Genomic DNA, 25,097 nt, shown 5'->3' with positions numbered 1-25,097 from the left:
GAAAAGTCTCGCAAAACTGACCTTTGTCACGCATTGCGGCATCTTGTGTCAGGTGCGGAAGATCAAACCTGATTGCCGCTGCGTGCGGGGTGGTCACAGCCACCCGCACGCAGCCCGCTTTCATTTGCGCTTTTCTTTCGCGAAAAGATGTATGCACAATGCAACCAAAGCAAATGAAGGAATACTCCCAATGACTGCGAAACCTGTCGTCCTGATCCCGCGCAAGCTGGCGCCTGCTGTGCTGGAACGCGCGAATGCCACTTATGATGTCATTGTGAACGAGGATGACCATGTGTTTTCGCGCGAGGAACTGATCGCGGCGTGCCAGAATGTCGATGCCGTCTTGCCGTGCCATTCGGAACATTTCAGCGCCGATGTCATCCAAGCTTTGCCCGCGCGCCTGAAAATCATCGCCAATCATTCCGTGGGCGTCGATCATGTTGATCTGACGGCGGCCAAGGCGCGCGGCATCGTGGTGACGAACACGCCCGATGTCCTGTCAGACGCGACCGCCGAAATTGCGATATTGTGCATGCTGGGGGCTGCGCGGCGCGGATCGGAAGGGGACAGGATGGTCCGCGACGGGCGCTGGAACTTTTGGTCCCCCGCCTTCATGGTGGGCCGTCAGGTGACGGGCCGCCGTTTCGGTGTTGTCGGGATGGGCCGTGTCGGGCAGGTCACCGCCGAGCGTGCGCGCGGATTCGGGATGGAAATCCATTATCACAACCGCACCCGCCTGACTGCCGAGCAGGAAAAAGGCGCAATTTTTCATGAGTCTCTCGAAAGTTTGCTGGCAGTCTCTGATGTGCTGTCATTGCACTGTCCGACAACGCCTGACACCATAGGTATCATCAATGAGCGCACTTTGGCGATGCTGCCGGAACGGGCGATTCTTGTGAATACGGCGCGCGGCGCTTTGGTCGATGAAGCCGCGCTGGTGCAGGCGCTGAAAAGCGGTCAGCTGTTCGCAGCGGGCCTTGATGTGTTTCGCACCGAACCGGGCGGAAATCCGGAACTGTCTGTTTTAGATAATGTTTTCATGCTGCCACATATCGGGTCCGCCACCTTTGAAACACGCGATGCAATGGGGTTCCGCGCCCTTGACAACCTTGACGCGTTTTTTGGTGGCAGTACTCCGCTTGACCGGCTGGTTTGATCGCAAGTGAAACAAATCCGTATTGGGCATGGGAAATTTTACAAGTTAATTTCATACGTTAGCGCAGAAGACTTACCCTAGGTAACTTAAGTACTTGCATTTGCTGGATTGCTAAGTACAAATTTGTCGCCTCGGGTTCCTCGGACCCCGACATATATCTGGGAGGATGCTATGAAAATGAAATCGACACCAACGCGCTCTGCTCAATTGTCGCGTCGTTCGTTCTTGACCAAAGGCGCGCTGGGCGGAACTGCCGCTGCGGGCGCAGCCCTGGCTGCGCCTGCTGTGCTGGCGCAAGCCCCAATCCAAATGCGCATGCAGACATCGTGGCCAGCGGCCAATATTTGGCAGCAATTCGCACAGAACTACGCTGACCGCGTCGAAGCCATGTCGGGGGGCCGGATCAGTGTGGACGTGCTGCCTGCCGGGGCAATCGTGGGTGCGTTTCAGGTGATGGACGCGTGTAGCGATGGCATTCTGGACGCGGCGCATTCCGTACCGCCCTATTGGTACGGTAAATCCAAAGCATCATCCTTGTTCGGAACAGGCCCGGTTTATGGCGGCGACGCGATCAACCTGCTGGCTTGGTTCAACGAGGGTGGCGGCGATGAATTGTACCGCGAGCTGACACAGGACATTCTTGGCCTGAACGTTGTGGGCCGTCTGGGCTATCCGATGCCGCTGCAACCTTTTGGCTGGTTCAAGGGCGAAGTGAACACCGTCGCCGACCTGCAAGGCTTCCGCTACCGCACCGTTGGCCTTGCTGCCGACCTGTTGCAAAAGATGGGCATGAGCGTTGCGCAGCTTCCGGGCGGTGAAATCGTCCCTGCGATGGAGCGCGGCGTGATTGACGCGTTCGAGTTCAACAACCCGACATCTGACCGCCAGTTTGGCGCGCAGGACGTGGCCAAGAACTACTATCTCGGGTCTTACCATCAGGCGACTGAAACCATCGAGTATATCTTCAACAAAGACTTCCTTGATGACCTTGATGATGATCTGCGTGCCATCGTCATGCACTCGGTCGAAGCTGCCACGTTGAAAAACATCGGCTTTGCACTGGATTCCTATTCAGCCGACCTGAAAGCACTGGTCGAGGAAGACAATGTCATCCTGCATCAGACCTCTGACGAAATCCTTGATGCACAGCTTCAGGCATGGACAGAGCTGGAAGCAGAGCTGATGGCCGAAGACCCGTTCATGAAAAAAGTGCTGGACAGCCAGCGCGCTTGGAACGAGCGGACCGCTTATTACCAGATCATGAACGATGGTAATGCCAGCACCGCGCGCGCCTATGAGCATGTCTTCCCCGGTCGCCTGAACCAAGGCTAACTTGACTGCGACACGAACGGCCCGGCAGCTTCGGCTGTCGGGTCTTTTCGGTCAGATGGGTTTCAAATGATCAGCTATATAAAGTTCGCCGACGCATTGTCCGGTTGGTTCGGCAAGGCATTCGCGTGGCTTATTATCTTGATGACCGCAGGCACCAGTTACGAGGTGTTCATGCGATATGTCCTCAATAAGCCGACGCCTTGGGCACTTGATGTGTCGTTCATCATGTATGGCACCCTATTTATGATGGGGGGCGCATATACCCTGTCACTTGGCGGGCATGTGCGGGGCGATTTTCTGTATCGCCTTTGGAAACCGCGCACGCAGGCATGGGTCGATCTGGTGCTGTATATGATCTTCTTCTTCCCCGGCGTAACCGCCCTGATCTTCGCTGGCTGGAAATATGCCGCCCGGTCCTGGAGTTACGCAGAAGTGTCGGTCAACAGCCCCGCGGGCATACCGATCTATCAATTCAAAACCATCATCGTCGCAGCCGGAATTCTGTTGTTTATCCAAGGGATTGCACAAGTGATGCGCTGTATCATCGCCATCCGGAACAATGAATGGATGGTTGCCAAGAAAGACGTGTTGGAAACCGAAGAGCTGCTGATCAAGCAGGCATCAGAATCTAAGAAGGACGACCACTAATGACCGACCCTCAGGTGGCCTTGTCGATGCTTGGCATCTTTATCGTCCTGGTTTTTCTTGGGTTCCCGATCGCCTTTACCCTGATGGCGATGGGCATCATGTTCGGCTATTACGCCTTTTATGACGAAGGGCGCATGTGGCGTGCCTTCAATCGTTTAGGTGAAGACGCTGGCCTCTGGGAACAATGGTCCCTTTGGGTGCAGGGGTTCTTCAACAACCGAATATTCGACCTGTTCGTGAACCAGACCTTTACGGTCATGTCGAACGAGGTTTTGACCGCGATCCCGTTATTCCTGTTTATGGGCTATATCGTGGAGCGCGCGAATATCGTGGACCGCCTGTTCACCACGCTGAATATCGCAGCCAAGGGCCTGCCCGGGTCTATGGGTATCGCCGCGCTGATCACCTGCGCGCTGTTTGCGACAGCCACAGGCATTGTCGGGGCTGTTGTCACGCTGATGGGGCTGTTGGCGCTGCCTGCGATGCTGAAAGCCAGATACAATACCAGCTTTGCAGCGGGCATCATTTGCGCAGGCGGGACATTGGGCATTCTTATTCCGCCCTCGATCATGCTGATCGTCTATGCGGCGTCTTCGGGTGTGTCTATCGTGCGGCTCTATGCGGCAGCGCTTTACCCAAGCCTTGTGCTGGTGGGGCTGTACCTTGCGTATATTATTGGCCGGTCAATCATCCAGCCCAGCTTTGCGCCCAAACCCACCAAGGAAGAAGTGCCCGACATGCCCGTGGGCCAACTGTTATGGATGCTGGCCACATCCTTGTTCCCGCTGGCCTTCCTGATCCTTGCGGTTCTGGGGTCCATCCTGTTCGGCCTTGCAACACCCACAGAGGCGGCTTCTATCGGGGCATTGGGCGGCATTATCCTAGCGATCGCCTATCGTGCCATGACGTTCGAGCGGTTGCGCGAAAGCGTCTATCTGACCGTGCGCACAACTGCGATGGTGTGCTGGCTATTCGTGGGGTCTTACACCTTTTCTTCAGTGTTTTCCTACCTTGGCGGCGAGCATCTGATCTCTGAGTTCGTGATGAGCTTTAACCTGACGCCATTCCAGTTCCTGATCATGGCGCAGCTGATCATCTTCCTTCTGGGCTGGCCCTTGGAGTGGTCCGAGATCATCATCATCTTTGTGCCGATCTTCCTGCCACTTCTGCCCCTGTTCGGCATCGATCCGCTGTTCTTTGGCATTCTTGTGGCGCTGAACCTGCAAACGTCGTTCCTAACGCCGCCGATGGCAATGTCGGCCTATTATCTCAAGGGGATAGCCCCGCCAGAAGTGCAACTGACACATATTTTCAAAGGCGTTCTGCCGTATCTGGGAATGGTGTTTATTGCGATGGCGATGATGTATCAATTCCCTCAGATCGTGTTCTCTCTGCCGGAGGCAATTTATGGGCGCTAATTCCCCCACAGCAACACGGCGGCCAGAGCGGATCATTGGTCTTGATGCGGTGACAACCCGTGACAGGCTTGGCAACGGCATATTGCGGGCAACCGATGTCGCTGCCGCCTATCTGGCACAGGTCCGCGCACGCGAAGACGATGTGCAGGCGTTTGTCTGTCTGGACGAAGGGCATGTGATGACACAGGCCGAACGTCTGGACGACATGCGCAAGGCAGGCTTGCCGACGGGGCCGCTGTTTGGTGTGCCTGTTGCCTTGAAAGATGTGATCGACACCAAAGGCATCCCGACTGAAAACGGCACTGTCATAGATGCAGGGCGCGTGCCCTCTGCGGATGCGACTGTCGTGCGCAAACTGAAAGCGGCGGGTGCCGTGATCATGGGCAAGACGGTTACGACAGAACTTGCCTTTCTGCAGCCCGGCAAAACCCGCAATCCGGTCAACCCCGCACATACGCCCGGCGGCTCTTCTCAGGGGTCGGCGGCGGCGGTGGGGGCCGGAATGGTTCCGCTGGCAGTTGGCACGCAAACAGGCGGGTCGGTCATCCGGCCTGCGGCCTATTGCGGCGTTGTCGGCTACAAGCCCAGCTTCGGGGCCATTTCGCGCAGCGGCATTCTGATGCAATCGCCAACGCTGGACACAGTGGGCGTCTTCTCGACCACTGTCGAAGGTGCGGCCATGCTGGCAGATGCCCTGTTCGGCGATGACCCAAGCGATCCGGCAACAACCCCCTCTGCCCCACCTGCCTTGCTGGCGACGGCACTGTCAAAAGTGCCGGTGCGACCTGCGCTTGCCATCGTCTCGACCATGCCGGGCGGGGTTCCTGCCTCTGAAGATATGACTTTGGCGATGGAAGAACTGACGGGCATCTTGGGCGAGGACTCTTTCCCGCTTATCCTGCCCCCGATGTTTGACGAGGCTGCCGAAATCCGCGAAAGGATCAATTTTGCGGAAATGGCCAAGTGTTATTACAGCTATGAAAGACGGGGCCGCGACCAGTTATCGGCAGTGACCTTGGACGCGATCGACCAAGGCAAGGCGATACTTGCGCGCGATTATCTGGCCGCGCTGGACTGGCCGAAGCTGTTGAACACAGCGCTGGACGAAATCTTCATGCGCTGCGATGCGATCATCTGCCCTGCCACCCCCACATCCGCGCCAGAAGGGCTATCTTCAACAGGCAGCGCCATCTATAACGGGGTGTGGACATTGTGTGGTGTGCCGGCTGTCACCTTGCCTGTGTTCGAGGATTCCAACGGAATGCCGATGGGCCTGCAACTGGTCGGACGGCGCGGAAATGACGCCCGCCTGCTGCGCACGGCACGTTGGTTGATGAATGAAATCAAATCTGCCAGCGGGGAGATGACAGATGGTTGACCGCATTCTGGCACTTTTTGCCTTTATCATGCTGGGTGTCTTCGTGGGCATTCTGGTCTACAAACTGCAGCGCTGGGACATTACCTTGGTTGCCGGATTTGCCATGCTGCTGGCAGGCTGGGATTTGTTGCGCAAACAAGACAGCTGACATAGACAGCTCTCGGCAATCATCTGGCGGCAGAAAAGGTGTGATAAAACCCTTTCCTGCCGCCAGATGCCTATCATCGGCAAGGGCCGTTTATGAACGGCTTTGCAGGTATTCCAGCAGTGTTTCAGCACCTGAAACCTGCAGCGGAACGCCCGGCGGATTGTCACAAAAGCCCGGTTCCACGAACAGCTTTACGATCTTGCCATCCTCCACCAGCATGGAGTAGCGCCAGCTGCGCATGCCCATACCCTGGGCAGAGCGGTCCACCAGCATACCCATTTTGCGCGCAAACTCGCCATTGCCATCGGGCAGCATAAAGACCTTCTGGATATCTTGCGACTTCGCCCATTGAAACATGACAAACGCGTCATTCACCGCAACACAGATTACAGTGTCCACGCCTTGGGCAAGGAATTGGTCATAATGCTGTTCATAGCCCGGCAGATGACTTTCAGAGCAGGCGGGCGTGAACGCACCCGGCACCGCAAAGAGCACGACCCGCTTGCCAGCGAAAATGTCATGCGTGGTCAGCGGCTTCCATTCAAACGGATTATCGCCTGCGATCTGAGGGTTCCTTACCCGTGTATGGAACACGGCATCTGGTACATTCTGGGGGGTCATCGAAAGCCTTTCTGCGGCAGTTAGTGCCCAAGCAGGCGGGTGCTGCCGGGCACATTCACGTTCCGAATGCAGCGACACCACCAAGGCGGTGGTGTCGCGCATATCGGGTATGGTCACTATCCCCGTGCCTGCATGGCTGTCAACACACCCCTACGGATTGGTTGCGCGGGTAAAGTTGTATTGCACCACATGGTGACCAATCGTCAGAAAGGCCGTGGCTGTGGCGCCATGCGGCGGTGTTGTCGACAGTCGCAGCATCGTGCCGCCCCAGTTCATTAGCCCGCTTGTGGACCAGCTACTGGCAATGTCCCACGCCTGAATTCCGTTTTCACCGGAAATTGTGAACGGTTGGGCGTCCCACTCCCAACTGGGAATGGAGGCTGGGCGCAGGTGCCAGTTTTCATAATAGCCCCCCCAATGGTAGGGAACATCGACATTCACGACCAATGTTGGAACAGGCCCCACCGGTGCCACAGGCTCGACCGGCGCCACCGGGTCGTCGGAACACGGCACCCTCACCTTGAAATTATCCAGACCCCAGCTTTCATCGCTGCGATCCTGATCCAGGCGCGCAAGAAAGCCCAGATTGAAAGATGACGGCGGATTGGTCACATCCATGACAACGCGCCAGCGTTGGTCATTGAACCCGGCAAAGCCAAGATTGCTGCCGACTTCCATTGGTTGCAGCGAAATTGTGTAGGTTGCACCGCCCACATCCGACGTAATTGTGGTGGCATTGCTGTACTGGCCAACCCAATGTGTGAACACTTTGTGGCCAATCAGCTGGTTGTTGACCATGAAATCCATTCGGTCGCCCAGCGCACCCGAATTTCCGTAGCCAATACCGTCCCAACTGTCGATGATATACAAGTCAAACTCGACTTTCAGTGCATTGGTGCCCGATGGCAAGCTGCGTGACCAAGTGACGGTTTCATTCCGCCCGAACCGGCCAAGGAAACGGGTGAAGCTATTATTTTGTTCTGTGTTGTTGCGCGACCAGCCAACGGTTGCCCAGTCTTCAAAATTCATATCCGCAAGCATATCACCCGTGCATTGCGCAGGCGGTTCTTCCGGTGTGGTGGTGCCCCCACCTTCACCGCTGCCACCACCACCAGTCCCGTCAGTGTCCGGATCGGAGTTACAGATCCCCTCTGACCCGGGAGAGGCGGCAACGCCTTCGCTGGGCAAAGGGTAGCGGCCTGAATTCAGGTAGAAATATTCAAACCATTCCTCGGAATAGGGGTCCATCCCGCAGGACATCATCTGCACTTCCTTGGCCGTATAGGCCCCTTCCCAAATCTCGAAATGGTGGATGGTGCCGCACATCCATGTGCGGTCCCAATCGGGCGTGTTGTGTTGAGCAGGGTCTGTGTACACGCCGCTGCCCCCAAGCTGCCAATATTCCTGATTGCCAGCCAGCGTGATCGGCACATCGTCGCGCCGGTCCATCAATGCGCCGTTGAGATACAGGTCCATCTGGCTGAAGTCATGGTCAAAGGTGATCTGCATGTCATAGGTCACCCCCGGCTCGACACTGCCGGGCGGCGCATATAGGAAAAAGTTTGTTCCGGCATATTGTTCGCCATAAAACTCGATGTTCGACCAGACCTGAAAGCGCACAAAAACCGCCCCATCGCCGGTAACAAAGGATGAGAAATGCCCCGGTTCGTTCTGGTTCACCGCATCGCGCGAGAACAGGGCCCAGGCCGAGTTGTCGGCGCTGTTCCACCACAATTCCCGCGTGGTTGGATTATAGCCATAGCTGTTGTTGCGCGGCAGCCCGTCCAGATTGAAGACCATGCGGACAGTTGCACTGGTCAGGTCGTAATCCGCATGCCATGGGATAACGATCTGACGGCGGTTATCGTTGTTTTCGCGGCGGCGTTCGCCGGGGTTGCGGCAATTGTCCAGATGGTAGCCGCCATCATTCTGATACAGTCCATTGCTGTGCTGACGCCATTCCGGCAGGCCGATCCGGCCCACAGGTTGCGCCGAATTGCGTATTACGGCTTCGTCAAAGTTGCGGTTGCTGGAGTTGTCAAACGTCCATAGCCCCACTTGCTGCAAAGTTTGCGACTGCCCGCCAACTAAGCTGCCGCCGCCTTCTTGGCCGCCTGTGCCGCCATCGCCCGCCCCGCCAGTGCCAGTGCCGCCATCACCTGTTCCACCAGTACCGCCGCCGCCATCGTCCGGATTACCCGTGCCGCTATTGCCATCGATCGGGGCATAGGGGGCCATCTCGCCTGCGGCATAGGGGTCATACCCGGCATCCGGGTTGCCCCATTCCGCGTTGTTGCTTGCAAAAACCGGCCCCACCCCTTCAAAGTTCAGCCGTGGCGCAAAGCGCGGGCGGCTGGCGACCTGAGCATCCAGTTTCACCAGCCCCGAAATTCCGGGAATCGAGAAGGGTGGCGTCCAGGTGCTGAATGTTTCCACAACAATAAGCGCCTCTCCCAGCAGAACAGGGGGAACAATGCCGGTCAACTCTTCCAGATTTTCTGCATCTGCCAGCCCGCGTGTGCCATAGGACCATGCAAGAACATGTCCCTCCTCCTCATTATCATGCGCGACAGAGCTGACGCGAATGCGCGTGGGCGTGCGCGCGCCTGACAGCGCATCGAACAAATTGTTCAGCTGATCAATATCGTCGCTGGTGATAAGGTCCGTCTCGCGCGACAGCACATCGACGACCGAATTTGCAGCAATCTGCACCCGCGTCTTGGACCGGAACCCGTCATAGAACACGAATGTGGCCACGATTGCCCAAACAAGAAGCGGCGCGATCAACACCGCCTCGACGCTAAGCGATCCATCTGTGTCACGCGCAAACCGCGTCCGAGGAAACTGGATTTTGAACATGGTTTTCATACTCTCACTCTCAGACAGGTTCATTCACGAACACGGCAACAGATACAGACATGAAATCGTCATCAGGCCCGCGCGGTGCCCCGAATATCCAGCCATTCAGCACGATAAAGGGGTTAGAGACAGTGCATGTGCGAATAAGCATCAGTTCCTGCCCGCCGCCGCCGGGGTTGAAATCCAGCACAGGGTGGAATTCTTCCTGGCGATTGACGCATTGGACATTGGGATCAAGCGTCGCAAATTCAGCGGGAGTGATCGGACGCATTTCGACAGTGATCGTTTGCGCGCATGTCGGGGTCAGGATGGTGTTGCTGCAAATCGCTTCCCGAAATCCGTCAAAGCCGTTGGCGGGCACATTGCCCAGCCGCACGTCGCGCACTGCAATATCAAGTGCCCTGTCAAGATATATCTGACGCAGCATCATGACGCTGAAATCCGTCGATGTCAGAAACATGGCGAAAATCAGCGGGAAGATAATAACGAATTCCACAGTGGCGCTGCCATCTTCGGCGCGCCACAGATCTGACAGGATGCGGTGTTTCATAGCGTCAACCTGAGTGAACGGGCGTTGATCTGGCGGCCAATGGCTTCAAACGTGGCGCGCAGCCCTGCCCCATTGGTGTTGAAGAAATGCGATTGGCTAGAGGCGCAATTGCTCATGAGCTCAACGCCTTTTTCCGGTGCTTCAAACGCGATCCCATAGATCAACACCCCCTCGGCCCGAAGGTTGTGGCACACTGACAGGGCGTTTTCGTCCTGAACCGAAGGCTGGAATCTGGCACCACAGCAGTTTTCACCATCTGTCATAACCACCATCACGCGCAAAACATCCGGCGTGTCGATTCCTGCGGGCCGGTTCGCCATAGAGGGCGAGATTTCCCCCGCAACGATCCGCTCGGCAATGAAGGGGCGCATGTCAGCGTCCATGAACATTGCGCCAAACCGCAGCCCCAGATCGATCGAGGTGGACCCCATCGGTTGCAGCGATTCAATAATGGCCACTGCGGCATCTTCTGACGTTACCAGCGGGCGTGTAACCCGGTGGCCAAACAGGGGGCCACAAATGCGCCGCGACAGCGCAGCCTGACGGTTGTTGCGCACGGCATTGGCCGCAGCAGGGTTGCGCCCGATAACGGCCTCAGCAGTCGGGTTGCCCCGAAAATCGCTCAACTCAGACCAGTCCTGAAATTCGACGCAATATTGCGGTGTGCCATTTGCGTTGGACATCGCACCGCTGACATTTTCCATATAGTCCAGCAGTCCGGGCGGGGGCACAACCCAGCTTTCATAAGGGACAATCGTGATGGCAACATCGCCTTCTTCACGGTCCTGCATCAAATCACGCACCATTTCGGCGGCAGCGCTGCGCAGGTTTTCAATCCGCGACTGGCCATTGCCTGTCATCGCGGTCATTGACCACGAAATATCCAGCACCATCACAACTTCGACCGGCAAAGGGGCCGAAATTTCGGCGCGCGCAGGTGTTGCTACGCCCAGCGTATTAATGTCGATCAGCGACATCAGCATCGTGCTGATTGTGCCTTGCGGCTGGACTGTCACACGGCGACCACCCGCGATGGGGTCTACCTGAATGTTCATCCGGTCGATCTGCGCAGATGTGAACCCCTCGGCCAGGAAATACCCGCGCACATGGTCTGTGGGGTTCATATCGCCATCGCCATCGCGGCGCATATTTGCCGCAGCCAGCACCGCACGATCGGCGATTCCCTGTAGCTGCACGCGCTGTTGTTCATATCGGGCGATATCTATCGCAAGGGATGCTGTGAAAAGCATCGCAACAAAGAAAAAGATCCCCAATATTAGCAGAGCGCCATCTTCGTCCCGCCAGAACGACGGTCTTGGACCTGAAAGACTTTTCATGTTAATACCTTGGAAGCTTTAAATTGCGCGAATATTGCTTATGAATGTGTTTGTGATGTGGCAAAGTTAGGCTGTTTTCGGGGCATCCGGCGTGCCAAGCCTGCCCTTTGGTGCCAGAGCGCCAAACCACAGCATTTCGACAGCGCAGCGGACCCGTTCACCCCAAAGACATTAAACGGCATGCCGCACTAAATTGGCGTAAACAGACAGCGCGGGCGGGCTGGTTGCACGCTGTCTGCCGCTGATGGCGCGCGTGCAACAGGGCAGCATCGCCCCGCATCGCCACTGGCGCGGTTTGGCTGAGTTTTTGTTGCTGGCAGCCACCATTGAAAGCGGGGCGTCAGTCGCGCGCGGTGATCGCCGTGCCATCAGCAAGCGCACTGGCGGGGTATAGAACCACGCGCGCCCCCTCAGGCAGGCCATCCAGAACTTCGGCTTGCCCGTCAGCAAGGCGGCCAATGCTGAGGGCGCGCTGCTGCGCCCTGCCTGCCTCTTCGGTAAAGACGGCCCATCCTTCGCCTTGCCGAAACAATGCCGCTTGCGGCACCTGCAAGACGGCATCCTCTTCCCACAGGATCAGGCGCACATGCACGCGGAACCCCTCGCCCAGCCCTGCGCGGCGGTCTGGCGGGCTGAGCAGATCCAACCGCAGGCGCACGCGCTGTTCTTCGATCCCCAGCGCCGAAACACGGGTGAATGCCGCAGGCTCGATCCGGCGCAATTGCGCGTCTAGCGTGCCTTCGCCGCCCCACCGTTCGACCACGGCGCGCGCGTGCGGCGGGATTTGCACCGCGTCTGTTGACAGAAGGTCCAGTTCAATCTCCATCTCTTCCAGATTGCCAATTGTCAGCAGGGGCGCGCCAGCCTGAACCAGACGCGCGCTTTGGTCGGTCACAGACAAGACAATGCCGGTCTGCGGGGCGCGGATACGCACGCAGCATTCGCCGGGTTCCCCATTGGGGCCGAAATTGGCTTGCGGGCCCATCAGCTGCGCTTGCGCGCGGATGCGCGTGGCCTGAGTTAACTGTAACTGCGATTGGGCGGCCGCAAGCGCCTGTTCGGCGGACTGATGCGCGGCCTCGATATCTTCCAGCATCCGTTGGGCGATGGTGCCGCGCGCGGCCAATGCCCGACCCCGCTCTAGCTGCGTGGCAGCATGGGCAAGGCCGCTTTCGGCCTGACGCAGGTTGCTTTCTGCCAACGCCACAGCGGCCTCGGCTTCGGCCACGGCGGCTTCGGCCTGCGCACGCGCGCGCGCATCCATCAGCGCCGGATCAGCGGGCTGGATAATGGCAACCACAGACTCGCCCGCAATCACATGGTCCCCGATTTCAACAGGCGCGCGGGTAGCATTGCCCGTGATCGGTGCCGTGATCGTATAGGGCGCACGCACACGGGTAACCCCCTGTGCCACAAGTGCCCCCTGCATCGGCCCGCGGGCCACGATGCCCAGATCAACCGGCTGCGCCTGCGGCCAGAGCGCCCAGACCAGCGCGGCCGGAAGCGCTGCACCTGCAAGACCAATCCAGACTTTACGCATGATGCCCATCTTGTTCTCCAATTCAGTCCCGCGCCTTGAGCGCGGTTGCCAGATTTACCTTGTCCAGCCGCCGCCGCACCATCAGGACAGAGCCTGTCGCCGCCACAAACACTGCCAGCGCGGCCAAGGCAAAAGTGCGGCGGGTGATGTGGAAGGGGATTTGGAACATGTCGGTCGACATTGCGCCCACCAACCCCATCGCCAGAAAATACCCAAGCCCCCAACCCAAAGGAATGGCCAGCAAGGTCAACAACATCATTTCGCCCACCAGCACATAGCCCACCTCGGCGCGGCTGAAGCCAAGAACCCGCAGGCTGGCCAGTTCATAGCTGCGCTCTGACAGCTGGATGCGGGCGGCATTATACACCACACCAATCGCAATCAGCACCCCGATGACAGTATAAATGCCGACCATCGTCAGCAGGTTTTCACTGAGTGTCGCGTCAAATTGCCTGCGCACCTCGGCCCAGTCGGACAGGCCCGCGACAGCGGGCGTTTCCTTGATTGCCGCATTAAGATCGGCCATGCGGTCGGACTGCACTGCCAAATGGATCATGTTGACCTGCGGCGCGATGTCCATTGCCGCAAACAGCGCGGCGGCAGAGATATGGGCCTCCTGGCCCATGCCCTGCCGGATCACCTCGGTCACGGGCAGATGCAACACAGACCGCGGGGCGGCCAGCATTTCCAGCCGCAGCGTGTCACCTGCGCGAATATCCAGCGCATGGGCCAGCATCTCGGGCAAAACCACCCCATGCGGTCCCGGCGTGACCACACGGCCTGCATCATCGACCAGACGCGAGAGTTGCGCATCCGGGAAATGGCCTTGCACTGCGGTCAACCGGCTGAGATGGCCATTGACACCCCGCACGGGCATTGCGAAGGCCCCTTCGGCCCGCAGCACCCCCGGCAGGGTCAGCGCGTCCTGCACAGCGGCATCCGGCTGGGCCTGCGCCAGCATCAGTGTCACCTGTTGGCGATTGGCCTGCTGAAAGACACTGTCGCCCAACTGTTCGACCGCGTCGAAGATGAAATAGCTCATCACCAGCACCCCGACCGAGGCAGAGACACCAAACAGCGTGATCGCCGCACGCCCCGGCCAGCGCAGGATCGAGCGGAAAATCATCATCGTGGTCTGGCGCAAATGCAGGGCACCCAGCACGCGATCAGCCGCGCCACGCGCGAAACTGGGCGGCGCGGGCGGTTGCATGGCTTCCGCCGGAGGCAGTTTGAGCGAGGACCACACCGCACGCAGCCCCCCCAGCACCGCAGTTGCCAGACCAAGGACCGCAGAAACCACAAGCGCATGCGTCCCCCAGTCGCGGATGATAAACGGAAAGCGGAAGAAATCGCCATAAAGCCCGATCATCGCATCCGCGATCCACCAGCCAAAGCCCCATCCCACCACCACGCCGATAACACCGATCAGAAGCGCCAGCTTCAGATAATGCCCCGCAATTTCGGCGCGCCCATAGCCCAGCGCCTTTAGCAAGCCGATCTGCGTGCGCTCCAGCGCGATCAACCGGCCCAAGACCATATTCACCAAAAAGGCCGCCACGATCAGAAAGATGGGCGGCATGAACGCTGCCATCGCGCCAAGCTGTTGCAATTCACCGTCCAGAAACGCATGCGACACCTGACGCGCGCGCCCATAGGCCCCTGTCCCGCCATAGGGGTCTAGCAGCTGGTCCAGCGCCGCAATCACCGCGCGCTCGTCTGCGTCGCGGGTCAGGCGCAGGGCAATGTCGTTTACGGCACCGCTCATGTCCATCGCCGCTGCCGCTGCGGCCGCGTTCATCCAGAGCAGGCCATAGCGGCGGTCATCGGGCATCATTGCGCCCGGTGGCATGGTATAGATGAATTCGGGGCTAAGCACCCAGCCGGTTACAGTCAGGTCCCGCATCTGGCCATTGAGCACGCCGCGCAGCCTGCTGCCCGGCGTCAGGCCATGAATTTCGGCAAATGGCTCGGACAGGGCCACCTCATCGGCGCGGTCGGGGTCTGGCAGGCGGCCATGGCGCAGCAGCGGCAGGTTCAGCGCCGGGCCTGCGGCAGGAAGCGACAGGATGCGCCCGCTTGCAGGTTCGGCCATGCCCTCGATATCCAGCACGGCCTGAAAGCTGATGCGCCCCTCGGCCTGCGCCACACCGGGGATCAGGGCCGCCGCTGCAACCACATCGGAGGGCGCGCGGGTGGCACCGGCAAAGACATCGGCAAAGCGGTGGCGTTCGTAATAGGCCGCCTGTGTCTGGATCAGCGTGGCCTGTGTGGCTTGCGCGCCCACCAGCACCATGACCCCGCAACCCAGCACCAGCGCGATGGCAAGCACTTGCGCCCAGATCTTGCGCAGGTCGCGCAGCATTTTGCGGTCAAGCGCCCTCACCAGCTGACCTGCGCTGGCAGAACGCGGTCGGTATTTGGATCGTCGCGCACCACCTTGCCATCGGCCAGCACCACAACACGATGCGCGATACGCTGGATGCTGGCGTTGTGGGTAATCAGAACTGTCGCGGTGCCCAGATCGCGGTTGACCTCATACAGCGCGTCCAACACCTGAATGCCGGTTTTGCTGTCCAGCGCGCCTGTGGGTTCATCACACAGCAAAACATCGGGGCGCTTGGCAATCGCGCGCGCAATCGCCACGCGCTGCTGTTCACCCCCTGACATTTCTGCCGGGAAATGGTCCATCCGATGGGCAAGGCCCACGCGCTCCAACGCTTCCTCGGGGGGCATGGGGTCGCGGGCAATCTCGGTCACAAGCGCCACGTTCTCGCGCGCGCTCAGGCTGGGGACCAGATTGTAGAACTGGAACACAAACCCCACATGGTCGCGCCGAAAGGCAGTAAGCTGCCGGTCTGTCGCTTGGCTAAGTTCGGTGTCCCGAAAGAACACCCGACCACCGCTGGGCAAATCCAGCCCGCCAAGAATATTGACCAATGTTGATTTGCCCGAGCCGGACGCCCCCAGCAGCACGACCATTTCGCCTTCGGTCAGGCTCAGGTCAACGCCGCGCAGCGCCCATACCTTTACCGCCCCGGTCTGGTATACGCGGGTCACGCCCTCGGCCCTGAAGACCGGCAAGGTAGGGGTGTCTTGAATCATAGATGTATATTAGGCGTTTCTTCAGAAAATGGGCATGATTCAGATCAATCTGCACCACATGCGCCAGCGCATTGATACAGGCAGCCAAAGGCCAAGCTGTGCTTGCACTCTGGGTTGTGCAATCTATTCTCATGCACTCAGAAAATGAAAACCGGAGGGAAGTTTCCATGCCAGATGGCAGCACAACACCATCACGCCGCAGCATCGTCGTGTCAGAGTTCACCAACAGCGTGCTTGACCCCGCCGCGCCGATGTTGGGACCAATCGAGAATGGTGGCACGATCATCGCCAACACGGCGCCCGGCTGCTGGGGGCCAATGATCACACCGCGCCTGCGCGGCGGGCATGAGGTAACAACCCCTGTCTTTGTCGAAGGCGCGGAAGTTGGCGATGCGGTGGCCATCCGCATCCGCGACATTACCGTGACATCCATCGCCACGGCATCGGGCCATGACAGTTCACCCGAAGGGTTCTGCCTTGGCGACCCCTATGTAGCCGCGCGCTGTCCGGCCTGCGACACAGTCTGGCCGGAAACCCATATCGAGGGGATCGGGCAGGATGCCGTGAAATGCGATGCCTGCGGCAATGCGGTGACCCCTTTTGCAATCGTCCACGGCTATACTGTGACCTTTGACGAAACCCGCGCTGTGGGTCTGACCTTGCCCAAAGCTGCGGCAGAAACCATTGCGCAAGACGCCAACCATTTCGCCGCCCTGCCAGATGGCAGCCGCCAGCATTCGATCCTGACCTTTGCGCCCTCAGATATGCCCGGCACAATGGTGCGCATGCGCCCCTTCATGGGCCAGCTTGGAACCTGCCCGTCCATGGCCATGCCCGACAGCCACAATGCTGGCGATTTCGGGGCCTTCCTTGTGGGTGCGCCCCATGACTATGCCATCACTGCCGAGCAATTGGCCGAACACAAGACCGATGGGCACATGGATATTGACGCCGTGCGCGCAGGCGCGATCCTTGTCTGCCCTGTGAAAGTGCCGGGCGCGGGCGTCTATATGGGCGATATGCACGCCGCCCAGGGCGATGGCGAGATTGCGGGCCACACGATGGATGTTTCCGGCAGCGTTACCTTGCAGGTCGAGGTGGTGAAGTCCTACCCCATTGATGGCCCTGTCCTGTTCCCGCTGGAAGAAGACCTGCCCCCACTTGCCCGCCCGTTTACCGCGGCAGAGCAGGCAAAGGGACAGCGCCTTGCTGCAAAATGGGGCGTGGCAGAGATCGAACCCTTGGCCCCCATCAGCGTGATCGGCACTGCCGCAAACCTGAATGCGGCGATTGACAATGGCCTTGCCCGCGCGGCCCAACTGCTGGGCATGACCGTGGCCGAAGTGCGCAACCGCGCAACCGTCAACGGCGCGATCGAGATTGGCCGTGCGCCGGGAGTGATTCAGGTCACCTTCCTTGCGCCTTTGGCCAAGCTTGATGCCGTGGGACTTGGCGATTACGCGCGCGAACAATACGGGCTTTGACCCGAGAGGGCACAGCAGACCGCAGGCCAGCATGGCCTGCGGTTACACCTGCAAAACGCATAGCGCACCGATACGCGCGCGCCGCTGTTGCCCAGAGCCATAGGGTGGCGTGAGATTGGGAATATCCGCGTCAATGGCCGCACAATCCGGCAGATAGGCTGCATTTGCGAATATCGACAGTCCGGCACAGGGCAAATTCAGCCGCCCAGTTTTCACTTTATATGCCATATCCGGCTTTTCCTTGTCCTGACTGACTTCTCACATTGCCTATAATGTGTTCAAACGAAGTCATTTTAGGCCATATTGTATACAATTTTATTATGGGGAAAGAAAATTGCCGCCTGCGGACGGACAGGTGATCTGCGCAGACCTATGACGTTGCAAATGCCGCTGTGCTGCGGCGTGACCAACAGATCATATGAAAGGAAGACACCTTGGACCGTCGCAAGTTTCTTTCCGCCTCTGCCCTGTCTGCCGTAGGTGCAGGCATCGCAGCCCCGACCATTGCCCGCGCACAAGACACATTCAACTGGCGCATGACCAACAGTTATGGCCCGACCGCCCCCTTCTACACTGTCGGTCCCGGCAGCCCCACTGACATGATCGAGAAAATCCGCATCATGTCTGGCGGGCGGTTGAACATCCAGCATTTCGCCGCCGGAGAGTTGATTCCAGCCTTCGAAGGGTTTGACGCTGTTCAGCAAGGCGTGGTCGAGATGAACGCCTCGAACAGCTACTTCTGGTCGGGCAATGTCTTTGCCGCGCAGTATTTTACCACTGTGCCTTTCGGCATGTCCTTTATGGGCCATATGGCGTGGCTGTTTCATGGCGGCGGTCTGGAACTGTGGCAGGAAGTGTACGAGCCGTTCGGCCTTGTCGCCTTCCCCATGAACTCCACCGGGGTGCAGATGACCGGCTGGTTCCGCGAACCAATTCAAGAACTCAGCCAGCTCAACGGGCTGCGGATGCGCATTCCGGGGCTGGCGGGGCGGGTCTATGCCTCGCTTGGTGTCGATACGCGCCTGCTGCCGGGCGGCGAGATTTTCCCCGCGCTGGAACGCGGTGTCATTGATGCCGCCGAATTTGTCGGCCCCTATCAGGACCGCGCGCTGGGGCTGCATCAGGCCGCGAAATTCTACCACACCTCGGGTTGGCACGAACCGGCGACAACGGGCGAATTGCTGATTTCCAAAGCCGCATGGGACAGCCTGCCCGAAGATTTGCAAATGATCGTGCGCCAAGCATCGCAAGCGGCCTGTCTGGAAAGTCTGACATGGTCAGATGCGGTCAACGGCCCTGCATTGACTGATCTGGTCACAAACCACGGCGTCACGGCAGCGCCCTTGCCCTCGGATGTGGTCAGCGCCTTGCGCGAAGCCACCCTTGATACGCTGGAGACAGAGGCAAACGCATCCGAGATTACCCGCAAGGTGCATGACAGCTATTTCGCCTTCAAGGCCGACCATGACGGCTGGGCGCGCATCAGCGAAGTGTCGTGGTTCAAAGACATTCTGGAGATGTAGGCCAGATGATACCCGCACTGACGCGTTTCGTGCAGTTTCTTGAGGCGATTGTCAGGGGCTTTGGCGCACTGGCCGCTTGGGTCTGCGTGGCGCTGGTGCTGCTGGTAGCGGGCGATGTTTTCGCCCGCTACCTGTTTCGCACAGGCGCGGTCTGGGCGCAGGAATTGCAATGGCACCTGATTTCCCCCATCGCGCTGTTCGGCATGTCTTACGCGCTGCTATCTGGCGAACAGGTGCGCGTAGATGTTCTGTATGAACGCTTCTCTCCTCTGGTGCAGCGCATCATCGAGATAATCGGCGGGCTGCTGATGATCTTGCTTGGGGTGTTGCTGGTCAAGCTGTCGCTGCCTTGGGTCGAAATGTCCTATGCGCGGGGCGAAGGGTCGCCCAACCCCGGGGGCCTGCCCTACCGTTTCGCCCTCAAGGCGCTGATCCCGCTGGGGTTCGGGCTGCTGGCGGTGCAGGGGCTGGCCCATGTGCTGCGCCATGCTTTTGCCTTGCCGCCCCGCAAACCTGCCTGAGCCGCGCACCCAAACAACAAGGTAAGCTTCCATGAGCCCCAATGAACTGTTGGCGATTGGCATGATCGCCGCTTTCTTCGTGCTGTTGATTATTGGCATCCCAGTCGGGCTTGCGCTGGCGTTTTCGGCCTTCTTTTTCGGCTATATCGGCTTTGGCCCCATGCTGTTCAACCTGCTGCCCTCGCGCATTTACGGGGTGGTCACCAATTACACGCTTATGGCCATTCCGTTATTTGTCTTTATGGGGGTCATGCTTGAGAAATCGCGGCTGGCCGAAGAGTTGATCGATGTGGTCGGCCACCTGTTCGGCAATATCTCGGGCGGGATGGGGGTTGCGATTATCTTTGTGGGGGTGCTGTTGGGCGCAGCCACAGGGATTGTGGGCGCAACCATTGTGACGCTGGGGCTGCTGACACTGCCCACATTGCTGCGGCGCGGATACCCCAAAACCATCGCCACAGGGATGATCTGCGCAAGCGGAACCTTGGGGCAGATCATTCCGCCCTCGCTTGTGCTGATCCTGCTGGCCGATATTTTGCAGGAATCCGTGGGCACCATGTTCGCCGCTGCAATGGTTCCCGGCCTGACGCTGGCGGCTGTCTATATGATCGCCATTCTGGCCTATGCATGGTGGAAGCCCGGATCCATGCCGCCCATTCCGGTAGATGAGCGCCGCGCGCTGTCGCGGGGGGCATTGCTGCGCAAGGTGGTGCTGGTGGTCGGCCCCCCTGTCGGGTTGGTGGTGGCGGTGCTGGGCAGCATCATCGGCGGCATCGCTGCCCCGACCGAGGCCGCCTCGATGGGCGCCGTGGGGGCGCTGTTATTCGTGGCGCTGTCAGGGCGGCTGACGCTTGGCATGCTGTATCAGGTCGCACGTTCGACCCTGCTGATCTCGGCCATGGTGTTCTTTATCCTGATCTGCGCGCAGGTTTTCGGGCTGGCCTTTCGCGGGCTTGGGGGCGAGCATCTGGTCGGGCGCATGTTCGACATGGTGCCGGGCGGGGTGACAGGTGCGCTGCTGTTTCTGATGCTGCTGATCTTCATTCTGGGATTTTTCCTTGAATGGATCGAAATCACCTATATCGCGCTGCCTTTGTTCCTGCCGTTTTTCATGCAGGCGGGGGTTGATCCTGTCTGGCTGGGCATTCTGATCTGCCTGAACCTGCAAACCAGCTTTCTGACGCCGCCTTTCGGCTGGTCGCTGTTCTTTCTCAAGGGGGTGGCCCCTGCGGGCGTCAGTACGATGGATATTTACAAGGGGGCAATTCCGTTTATCGGGTTGCAATTTCTTGCGCTTGCGCTTGTCTTTCTGATGCCGGGTCTGGCGACCTGGCTTCCCACTGCAATAGGATGGTAACATGCTGAGTTCTGCTTATGGCTTCAATGGCGGGGTTTCGGCCCCGCACCGGGCCGCAGCCCTTGCCGGGCGCGATATTCTGAATGCGGGTGGCAGCGCGGTCGAGGCGATGGTCGCCGCCGCCGCCGCAATCGCCGTGGCCTATCCGCATATGAACGGCATTGGCGGTGACGGGTTCTGGATCATCCACCGCCCCGGTCATGCGCCTGTGGCCATCTCTGGCTGCGGGCGGGCGGCTGAACTTGCCTCTGTCGATTGGTATGAAGCGCAAGGGGTGCGCGACGCCCTGCCCGCGCGCGGGCCACTGGCGGCGCTGACAGTCCCCGGCACGATCGCAGGCTGGAAGGCCGCGCTTGAACATTGCCCGCGCGGCAACCGTCTGCCCTTGGCCGATTTGCTGGCCCCTGCCATTGCATTGGCGCGCGACGGCGTGGCCGTGACAGAAAATCAGGCACGCACCACAGCCGAGAAGCTGGACGGGCTGAAAGATGTGCAAGGCTTTGCCAATGCGTTCCTGCATGAAGGCGCCCCGCCCAAGGCAGGCCACCGGCTGCGCCAGACTGCCTTGGGCCAGACCCTTGCGCATCTGGCAGATAGCGGGCTGGCGGATTACTACCAAGGCGACATTGCCAAGACGCATGCAACCTTTCTTGAAGGTACGGGCAGCCCCTTGCGCCGCAGTGATTTCACCGCGTTTGACGCAGAGGTGACAGCGCCGCTGACCACGCAGGTGCGCGCAGGCCAGCTTTGGAACATGATCCCGCCCACACAAGGCGTGGCATCGCTGATGATCCTTGGCCTTTTCGACCGGCTGAATGTGGCACAGGCCGAAGGCTTTGAACATCTGCATGGGCTGATCGAGGCGACGAAACTGGCCTTCATCCAGCGCAATGCCGAACTTGGCGACCCTGACTACATGGCCACACCGGCACAAGACTGGCTGGACGCTGCCACGCTGGACGCGCTTGCCACACAGATCGACCCGGCGCGCGCGCGCCCATGGCCGGAAATTGCCAAACCGGGCGATACAATCTGGATGGGGGCCGCCGACAAGGATGGCTGTGTGGTCAGCTTCATTCAATCGGTGTTCTGGGAATTCGGCTCTGGCCTAGTATGCGATGACACCGGCGTGTTCTTCCAGAACCGTGGCGCTGGCTTCTCGCTGACCCCCGGCCCCAACCAGTTGCGCCCGCGCGCGCGCCCCTTCCACACCCTGAACCCCGCATTGGCCAAGCTGAATGACGGGCGCGTGCTGGCCTATGGCACGATGGGCGGCGAAGGGCAGCCGCAGACGCAGGCGGCCGTGTTCAGCCGATACGCCATGTTCGGGCAGGATTTGCAGCAGGCCATTACCGCCCCGCGCTGGCTTCTGGGCAAGACATGGGGCGATGCCACCACCAGCCTGAAACTTGAAGACCGCTTTGACCCCGCCTTGGTCGCGGCCCTGAAAGATGCAGGTCACGAGGTCGAGATGATCGCGCCCTATAGCGACATGGCAGGCCATGCAGGCGGTGTCGCCTATTGGCCAGATGGGCTGATCGAGGTGGCGTCCGACCCCCGCGCCGATGGTGCAGCGCTGGGATTCTGAAATGGACAATTTGACTATCTGGAACATGATCCCCCTTATCGGGGGGATCATGGCAACCGGCGCTGTCGCGGGCACTTTGTCCGGGCTGTTGGGTGTGGGGGGCGGCATTGTCATTGTGCCGGTGCTGTTTTGGGTTTTTGCCCTGCTGGGGCTGGCCCCCGAATTGGGGATGAAAGTGTCCGTCGCCACCTCGCTTCTGACTGTTGCTGCAACCGCATATTCCTCGGCGCGCGCGCATCATGCGCGCGGCTCGGTCGATATGGGCCTGCTGCGGCATTGGGCACCTTGGATGGCGGGCGGGGCATTATGTGGGGGCATTCTTGCGGGTGTCGCCTCTGGCCGCGCGCTTCTGGCGCTGTTTGGCACCATCGCCCTGTTGGTCGCATGGAACATGGCGCGCCCGAATACCCGCATTCTGGCCCCCGCCCTGCCAACCCGACGCGGCATTCAACCCGCTATGGCGGGCAGTGTCGGGGTGATCTCGGCCATGATGGGTGTTGGATCGGGCACATTGGGCGTGCCGCTGATGACCGCGTTTTCGGTGCCGGTGCATCGCGCGGTGGGCACAGCGGCTGCGCTGGGGCTGGTGATTGGCCTGCCTGCGTCACTTGCCATGATCTTTGCGGGTCTGGGGGTCGAAGGGCGGCCCCCGGCCTCGGTCGGGTATGTCAATCTGGTGGCGGTGGCGCTGATCTTGCCGTTGTCCATCGCCTGTGCACCCCTTGGCGCGCGCATTGCGCATGCGCTGAAACCAGTCTGGATCAAGCGCGCCTTCGCGGTGTTTTTATGCCTGACATCGCTCAGGATGCTTTGGTCCGCGTTGGGCTAGGCTGTTTGGCGGCGGGCAAGTGCAGCAGCATCGCCTTTGCGGCGCTGGTCAGGTGGCGGCGCAAGGCCTTATCCGCAGCAGCGCCATTGCGCTGCATCAGCGCCTCGACAATTTGCGAATGCTCGGTATGCGAGCGGCTGATGCGCGAGCGGTCTGCCAGTTGCCGCCGCCGGAACGGGGCAAGTTTCAGGCGCATGGCTTCGGCCATGGCCTGAAATTCGCTGTTGCGCGCGCCGCGATAGATCAGCTGGTGAAATTCGGTATTTGCCTGCTCATAGCCCAAAGTGTCTTGCGCGGCCATGATGCGGCCCATGTCTTCATGCAGGGCCTCAAGGCGGGCGCGCTCTTCCATACCCATCCGCTCTGAGGCGAAGCGGCCACACAGCGCTTCAATCTCGCCCATAGCCTCGAATAATTCGCTGATCCGCTCTCGGGTAATCTCGCTGACAACCGCGCCGCGAAAGGGCAGACGGGTCACCAGCGCGCGGGCGACAAGCACTTGCAATGCCTCTCTCACTGGTGTGCGCGACACCTGATACCGCTCTGCCAGTGCCGTTTCATCCAGCCGTGTGCCTGCGGCCAGCTCCCCTGCAATGATCGCCGCTTCCAGCTTCATGGCAATTGTCGTCGCTAGAATGTTGCGCCGTTTTTCAGCCACGCTCTGCTCCATCTTCCAACTGGCAACCCGGCGGGCAGGTTAGCACTTGCACCCCGCCCACCACACCACTTTCTTCATGGCCGGACAGGACTGCCCAAACGGCCTGAAAGCCCCTTGCCCTGCCGCAAAGCACGGCGCGGCAAACCCCGAACCGCCCTGCGCAGCCTCAGGGGCGTCTTGCGACAAGGTCAATCTCGACCAAGGCCCCAACGGCAAGGCCGCTGACACCAATGCATGTGCGCGCAGGCAGCTTTCCGTCTTCAAAATAGCTTTTATAGGTCGCGTTCATCTGTGCATAATCGCGGTCGAAATGGGTCAGGTAGACACGGGCCTGCACCACGTTTTTCAGTTCCAGCCCCATCCCTTGCAGCACAAGACCCAAATTATCCATCACACGGCGCGTCTGCGCCTCTACCCCTTCGGGCAGGGCACGCTCCGGCTCTCCGGGCCAGGTGGGCATCTGGCCGGTCAGGAAAACCCAGCCATCCACTTCGGACGCATGCGAAAACGTGGCAACGGGCGTAGGTGCTGCGTCGATCATGTGGAATGTCGGCAAGGGCATTGTGTCTTCCTTTGGCGGGTGCATGACTGTCTATCGTTCCAAGAAGGGCATTTTATCCAAGGGCGGTCAACCTTGATCCTGCCATGCTTGGCCCCTCTCCCTTGTGCCTTGTGCGCCTTTTGGGCCTCATGCGCGCAAAGGGCTTGTGGCCCATCTCGCCGGACTGATTCGCGGCGCAGAAGATCGAAAGCCGCAATGTGGGTGCCTGCATCAAAAAGGGAATGTTCGTTTTACGCCGAAACCTGGCAGTTCCGAAAATTTAAACCAGAACAAACTACAAACAAATCGCTTTGAAATCTTCGAATAAAAATAAAGCAACATTATATGCGGCAACTCGAAAAAAAACTTGCGAAATGAGCATGCATCAAACTAGCCTGCGGCCAAAGCAACGCTTGCGCTGGGGAGGGCGGATGCCGCAACTGGAAAAATTCGGAAATTCCGCACAGACTGCCCATGACCTTCTGATCATTGGCGGCGGGATCAACG

At 59.5% G+C, this 25,097-nt stretch carries 22 protein-coding genes; 12 read left to right on the top strand and 10 right to left on the bottom strand.

What is annotated here, in order from left to right:
* The first annotated feature begins 190 nt into the window (after positions 1–190).
* From BG455_RS04550 to BG455_RS17255, 6 genes are all read left to right on the top strand, one after another.
* On the top strand, positions 191–1,156 hold the full coding sequence (locus tag BG455_RS04550) for a 2-hydroxyacid dehydrogenase (protein ID WP_071468791.1): 966 nt from the start codon (positions 191–193) through the stop codon (positions 1,154–1,156).
* A 171-nt stretch (positions 1,157–1,327) separates the two neighbouring features.
* Positions 1,328–2,488, top strand: coding sequence for a TRAP transporter substrate-binding protein (locus BG455_RS04545; RefSeq protein WP_084386132.1), 1,161 nt, complete (start codon positions 1,328–1,330; stop codon positions 2,486–2,488).
* A gap of 66 nt (positions 2,489–2,554) precedes the next feature.
* On the top strand, positions 2,555–3,136 hold the full coding sequence (locus BG455_RS04540; RefSeq protein WP_071468790.1) for a TRAP transporter small permease subunit: 582 nt from the start codon (positions 2,555–2,557) through the stop codon (positions 3,134–3,136).
* Positions 3,136–4,554: a TRAP transporter large permease gene (locus tag BG455_RS04535; protein WP_071468789.1), complete on the top strand. Its 1,419-nt coding sequence runs from the start codon at positions 3,136–3,138 to the stop codon at positions 4,552–4,554. Before BG455_RS04540 ends, BG455_RS04535 begins: the two co-directional genes overlap by 1 nt.
* A complete protein-coding gene (locus tag BG455_RS04530; protein ID WP_071468788.1) occupies positions 4,544–5,932 on the top strand; it encodes an amidase in 1,389 nt (462 codons plus the stop codon). Before BG455_RS04535 ends, BG455_RS04530 begins: the two co-directional genes overlap by 11 nt.
* Positions 5,925–6,080: a hypothetical protein gene (locus BG455_RS17255; RefSeq protein WP_170124770.1), complete on the top strand. Its 156-nt coding sequence runs from the start codon at positions 5,925–5,927 to the stop codon at positions 6,078–6,080. The genes BG455_RS04530 and BG455_RS17255 overlap by 8 nt, the downstream gene beginning before the upstream one ends.
* A 90-nt stretch (positions 6,081–6,170) precedes the next feature.
* Here the strand turns inward: BG455_RS17255 and BG455_RS04525 are convergent, their stop codons facing one another.
* From BG455_RS04525 to BG455_RS04495, 7 genes are all read right to left on the bottom strand, one after another.
* Positions 6,171–6,701, bottom strand: a complete 531-nt coding sequence (locus BG455_RS04525; protein WP_071468796.1) for a peroxiredoxin — start codon at positions 6,699–6,701, stop codon at positions 6,171–6,173.
* A 150-nt stretch (positions 6,702–6,851) separates the two neighbouring features.
* Positions 6,852–9,593, bottom strand: a complete 2,742-nt coding sequence (locus tag BG455_RS04520; protein ID WP_143079876.1) for a LamG-like jellyroll fold domain-containing protein — start codon at positions 9,591–9,593, stop codon at positions 6,852–6,854.
* Complete coding sequence (locus tag BG455_RS04515) at positions 9,580–10,110, bottom strand: TadE/TadG family type IV pilus assembly protein (RefSeq protein ID WP_071468786.1); 531 nt, start codon at positions 10,108–10,110, stop codon at positions 9,580–9,582. Before BG455_RS04515 ends, BG455_RS04520 begins: the two co-directional genes overlap by 14 nt.
* Positions 10,107–11,447, bottom strand: coding sequence for a TadE/TadG family type IV pilus assembly protein (locus BG455_RS04510; protein WP_084386131.1), 1,341 nt, complete (start codon positions 11,445–11,447; stop codon positions 10,107–10,109). The genes BG455_RS04515 and BG455_RS04510 overlap by 4 nt, the downstream gene beginning before the upstream one ends.
* Positions 11,448–11,787: 340 nt before the next feature.
* Complete coding sequence (locus tag BG455_RS04505; RefSeq protein WP_245735473.1) at positions 11,788–12,987, bottom strand: efflux RND transporter periplasmic adaptor subunit; 1,200 nt, start codon at positions 12,985–12,987, stop codon at positions 11,788–11,790.
* A gap of 22 nt (positions 12,988–13,009) precedes the next feature.
* Positions 13,010–15,370, bottom strand: coding sequence for an ABC transporter permease (locus tag BG455_RS04500; RefSeq protein ID WP_245735472.1), 2,361 nt, complete (start codon positions 15,368–15,370; stop codon positions 13,010–13,012).
* A complete protein-coding gene (locus BG455_RS04495; RefSeq protein WP_071468784.1) occupies positions 15,367–16,089 on the bottom strand; it encodes an ABC transporter ATP-binding protein in 723 nt (240 codons plus the stop codon). Before BG455_RS04495 ends, BG455_RS04500 begins: the two co-directional genes overlap by 4 nt.
* A 167-nt stretch (positions 16,090–16,256) precedes the next feature.
* On the opposite strand from BG455_RS04495, the gene BG455_RS04490 reads away from it, so the two are divergent.
* On the top strand, positions 16,257–17,573 hold the full coding sequence (locus BG455_RS04490; protein ID WP_071468783.1) for an acetamidase/formamidase family protein: 1,317 nt from the start codon (positions 16,257–16,259) through the stop codon (positions 17,571–17,573).
* A gap of 42 nt (positions 17,574–17,615) precedes the next feature.
* On the opposite strand, the gene BG455_RS04485 is transcribed toward BG455_RS04490, so the two are convergent.
* Positions 17,616–17,801, bottom strand: a complete 186-nt coding sequence (locus tag BG455_RS04485) for a hypothetical protein (protein WP_071468782.1) — start codon at positions 17,799–17,801, stop codon at positions 17,616–17,618.
* Between the two features lie 206 nt (positions 17,802–18,007).
* Here BG455_RS04485 and BG455_RS04480 point away from each other — a divergent pair, with 206 nt between their 5' ends.
* The 5 genes from BG455_RS04480 to BG455_RS04460 are packed head-to-tail and all read left to right on the top strand — an operon-like array spanning position 18,008 to position 23,391.
* Entirely contained in the window at positions 18,008–19,096 is a 1,089-nt protein-coding gene (locus BG455_RS04480) for a TRAP transporter substrate-binding protein (protein WP_071468781.1), read from the top strand.
* 5 nt (positions 19,097–19,101) lie between these two features.
* Entirely contained in the window at positions 19,102–19,617 is a 516-nt protein-coding gene (locus tag BG455_RS04475) for a TRAP transporter small permease subunit (protein ID WP_177190871.1), read from the top strand.
* A gap of 31 nt (positions 19,618–19,648) precedes the next feature.
* Positions 19,649–20,974: a TRAP transporter large permease gene (locus BG455_RS04470; protein WP_071468780.1), complete on the top strand. Its 1,326-nt coding sequence runs from the start codon at positions 19,649–19,651 to the stop codon at positions 20,972–20,974.
* Between the two features lies 1 nt (position 20,975).
* On the top strand, positions 20,976–22,562 hold the full coding sequence (locus BG455_RS04465) for a gamma-glutamyltransferase family protein (protein ID WP_071468779.1): 1,587 nt from the start codon (positions 20,976–20,978) through the stop codon (positions 22,560–22,562).
* 25 nt (positions 22,563–22,587) lie between these two features.
* Positions 22,588–23,391: a sulfite exporter TauE/SafE family protein gene (locus BG455_RS04460; protein WP_245735471.1), complete on the top strand. Its 804-nt coding sequence runs from the start codon at positions 22,588–22,590 to the stop codon at positions 23,389–23,391.
* Here the strand turns inward: BG455_RS04460 and BG455_RS04455 are convergent.
* Positions 23,363–24,049, bottom strand: a complete 687-nt coding sequence (locus BG455_RS04455; RefSeq protein WP_245735470.1) for a GntR family transcriptional regulator — start codon at positions 24,047–24,049, stop codon at positions 23,363–23,365. The two genes, BG455_RS04460 and BG455_RS04455, sit on opposite strands and share 29 nt — an antisense overlap.
* Positions 24,050–24,215: 166 nt before the next feature.
* A complete protein-coding gene (locus tag BG455_RS04450) occupies positions 24,216–24,635 on the bottom strand; it encodes a RidA family protein (RefSeq protein ID WP_245735469.1) in 420 nt (139 codons plus the stop codon).
* Positions 24,636–25,097: the final 462 nt, after the last annotated feature.

It is taken from the genome of Roseinatronobacter thiooxidans (genome assembly GCF_001870675.1).
In the GTDB taxonomy this organism is placed as follows: Bacteria; Pseudomonadota; Alphaproteobacteria; order Rhodobacterales; family Rhodobacteraceae; genus Roseinatronobacter; species Roseinatronobacter thiooxidans.
The sequence above is the reverse complement of the archived record's forward strand: the minus strand, read 5'-3'. Positions and strand labels throughout refer to the sequence as shown.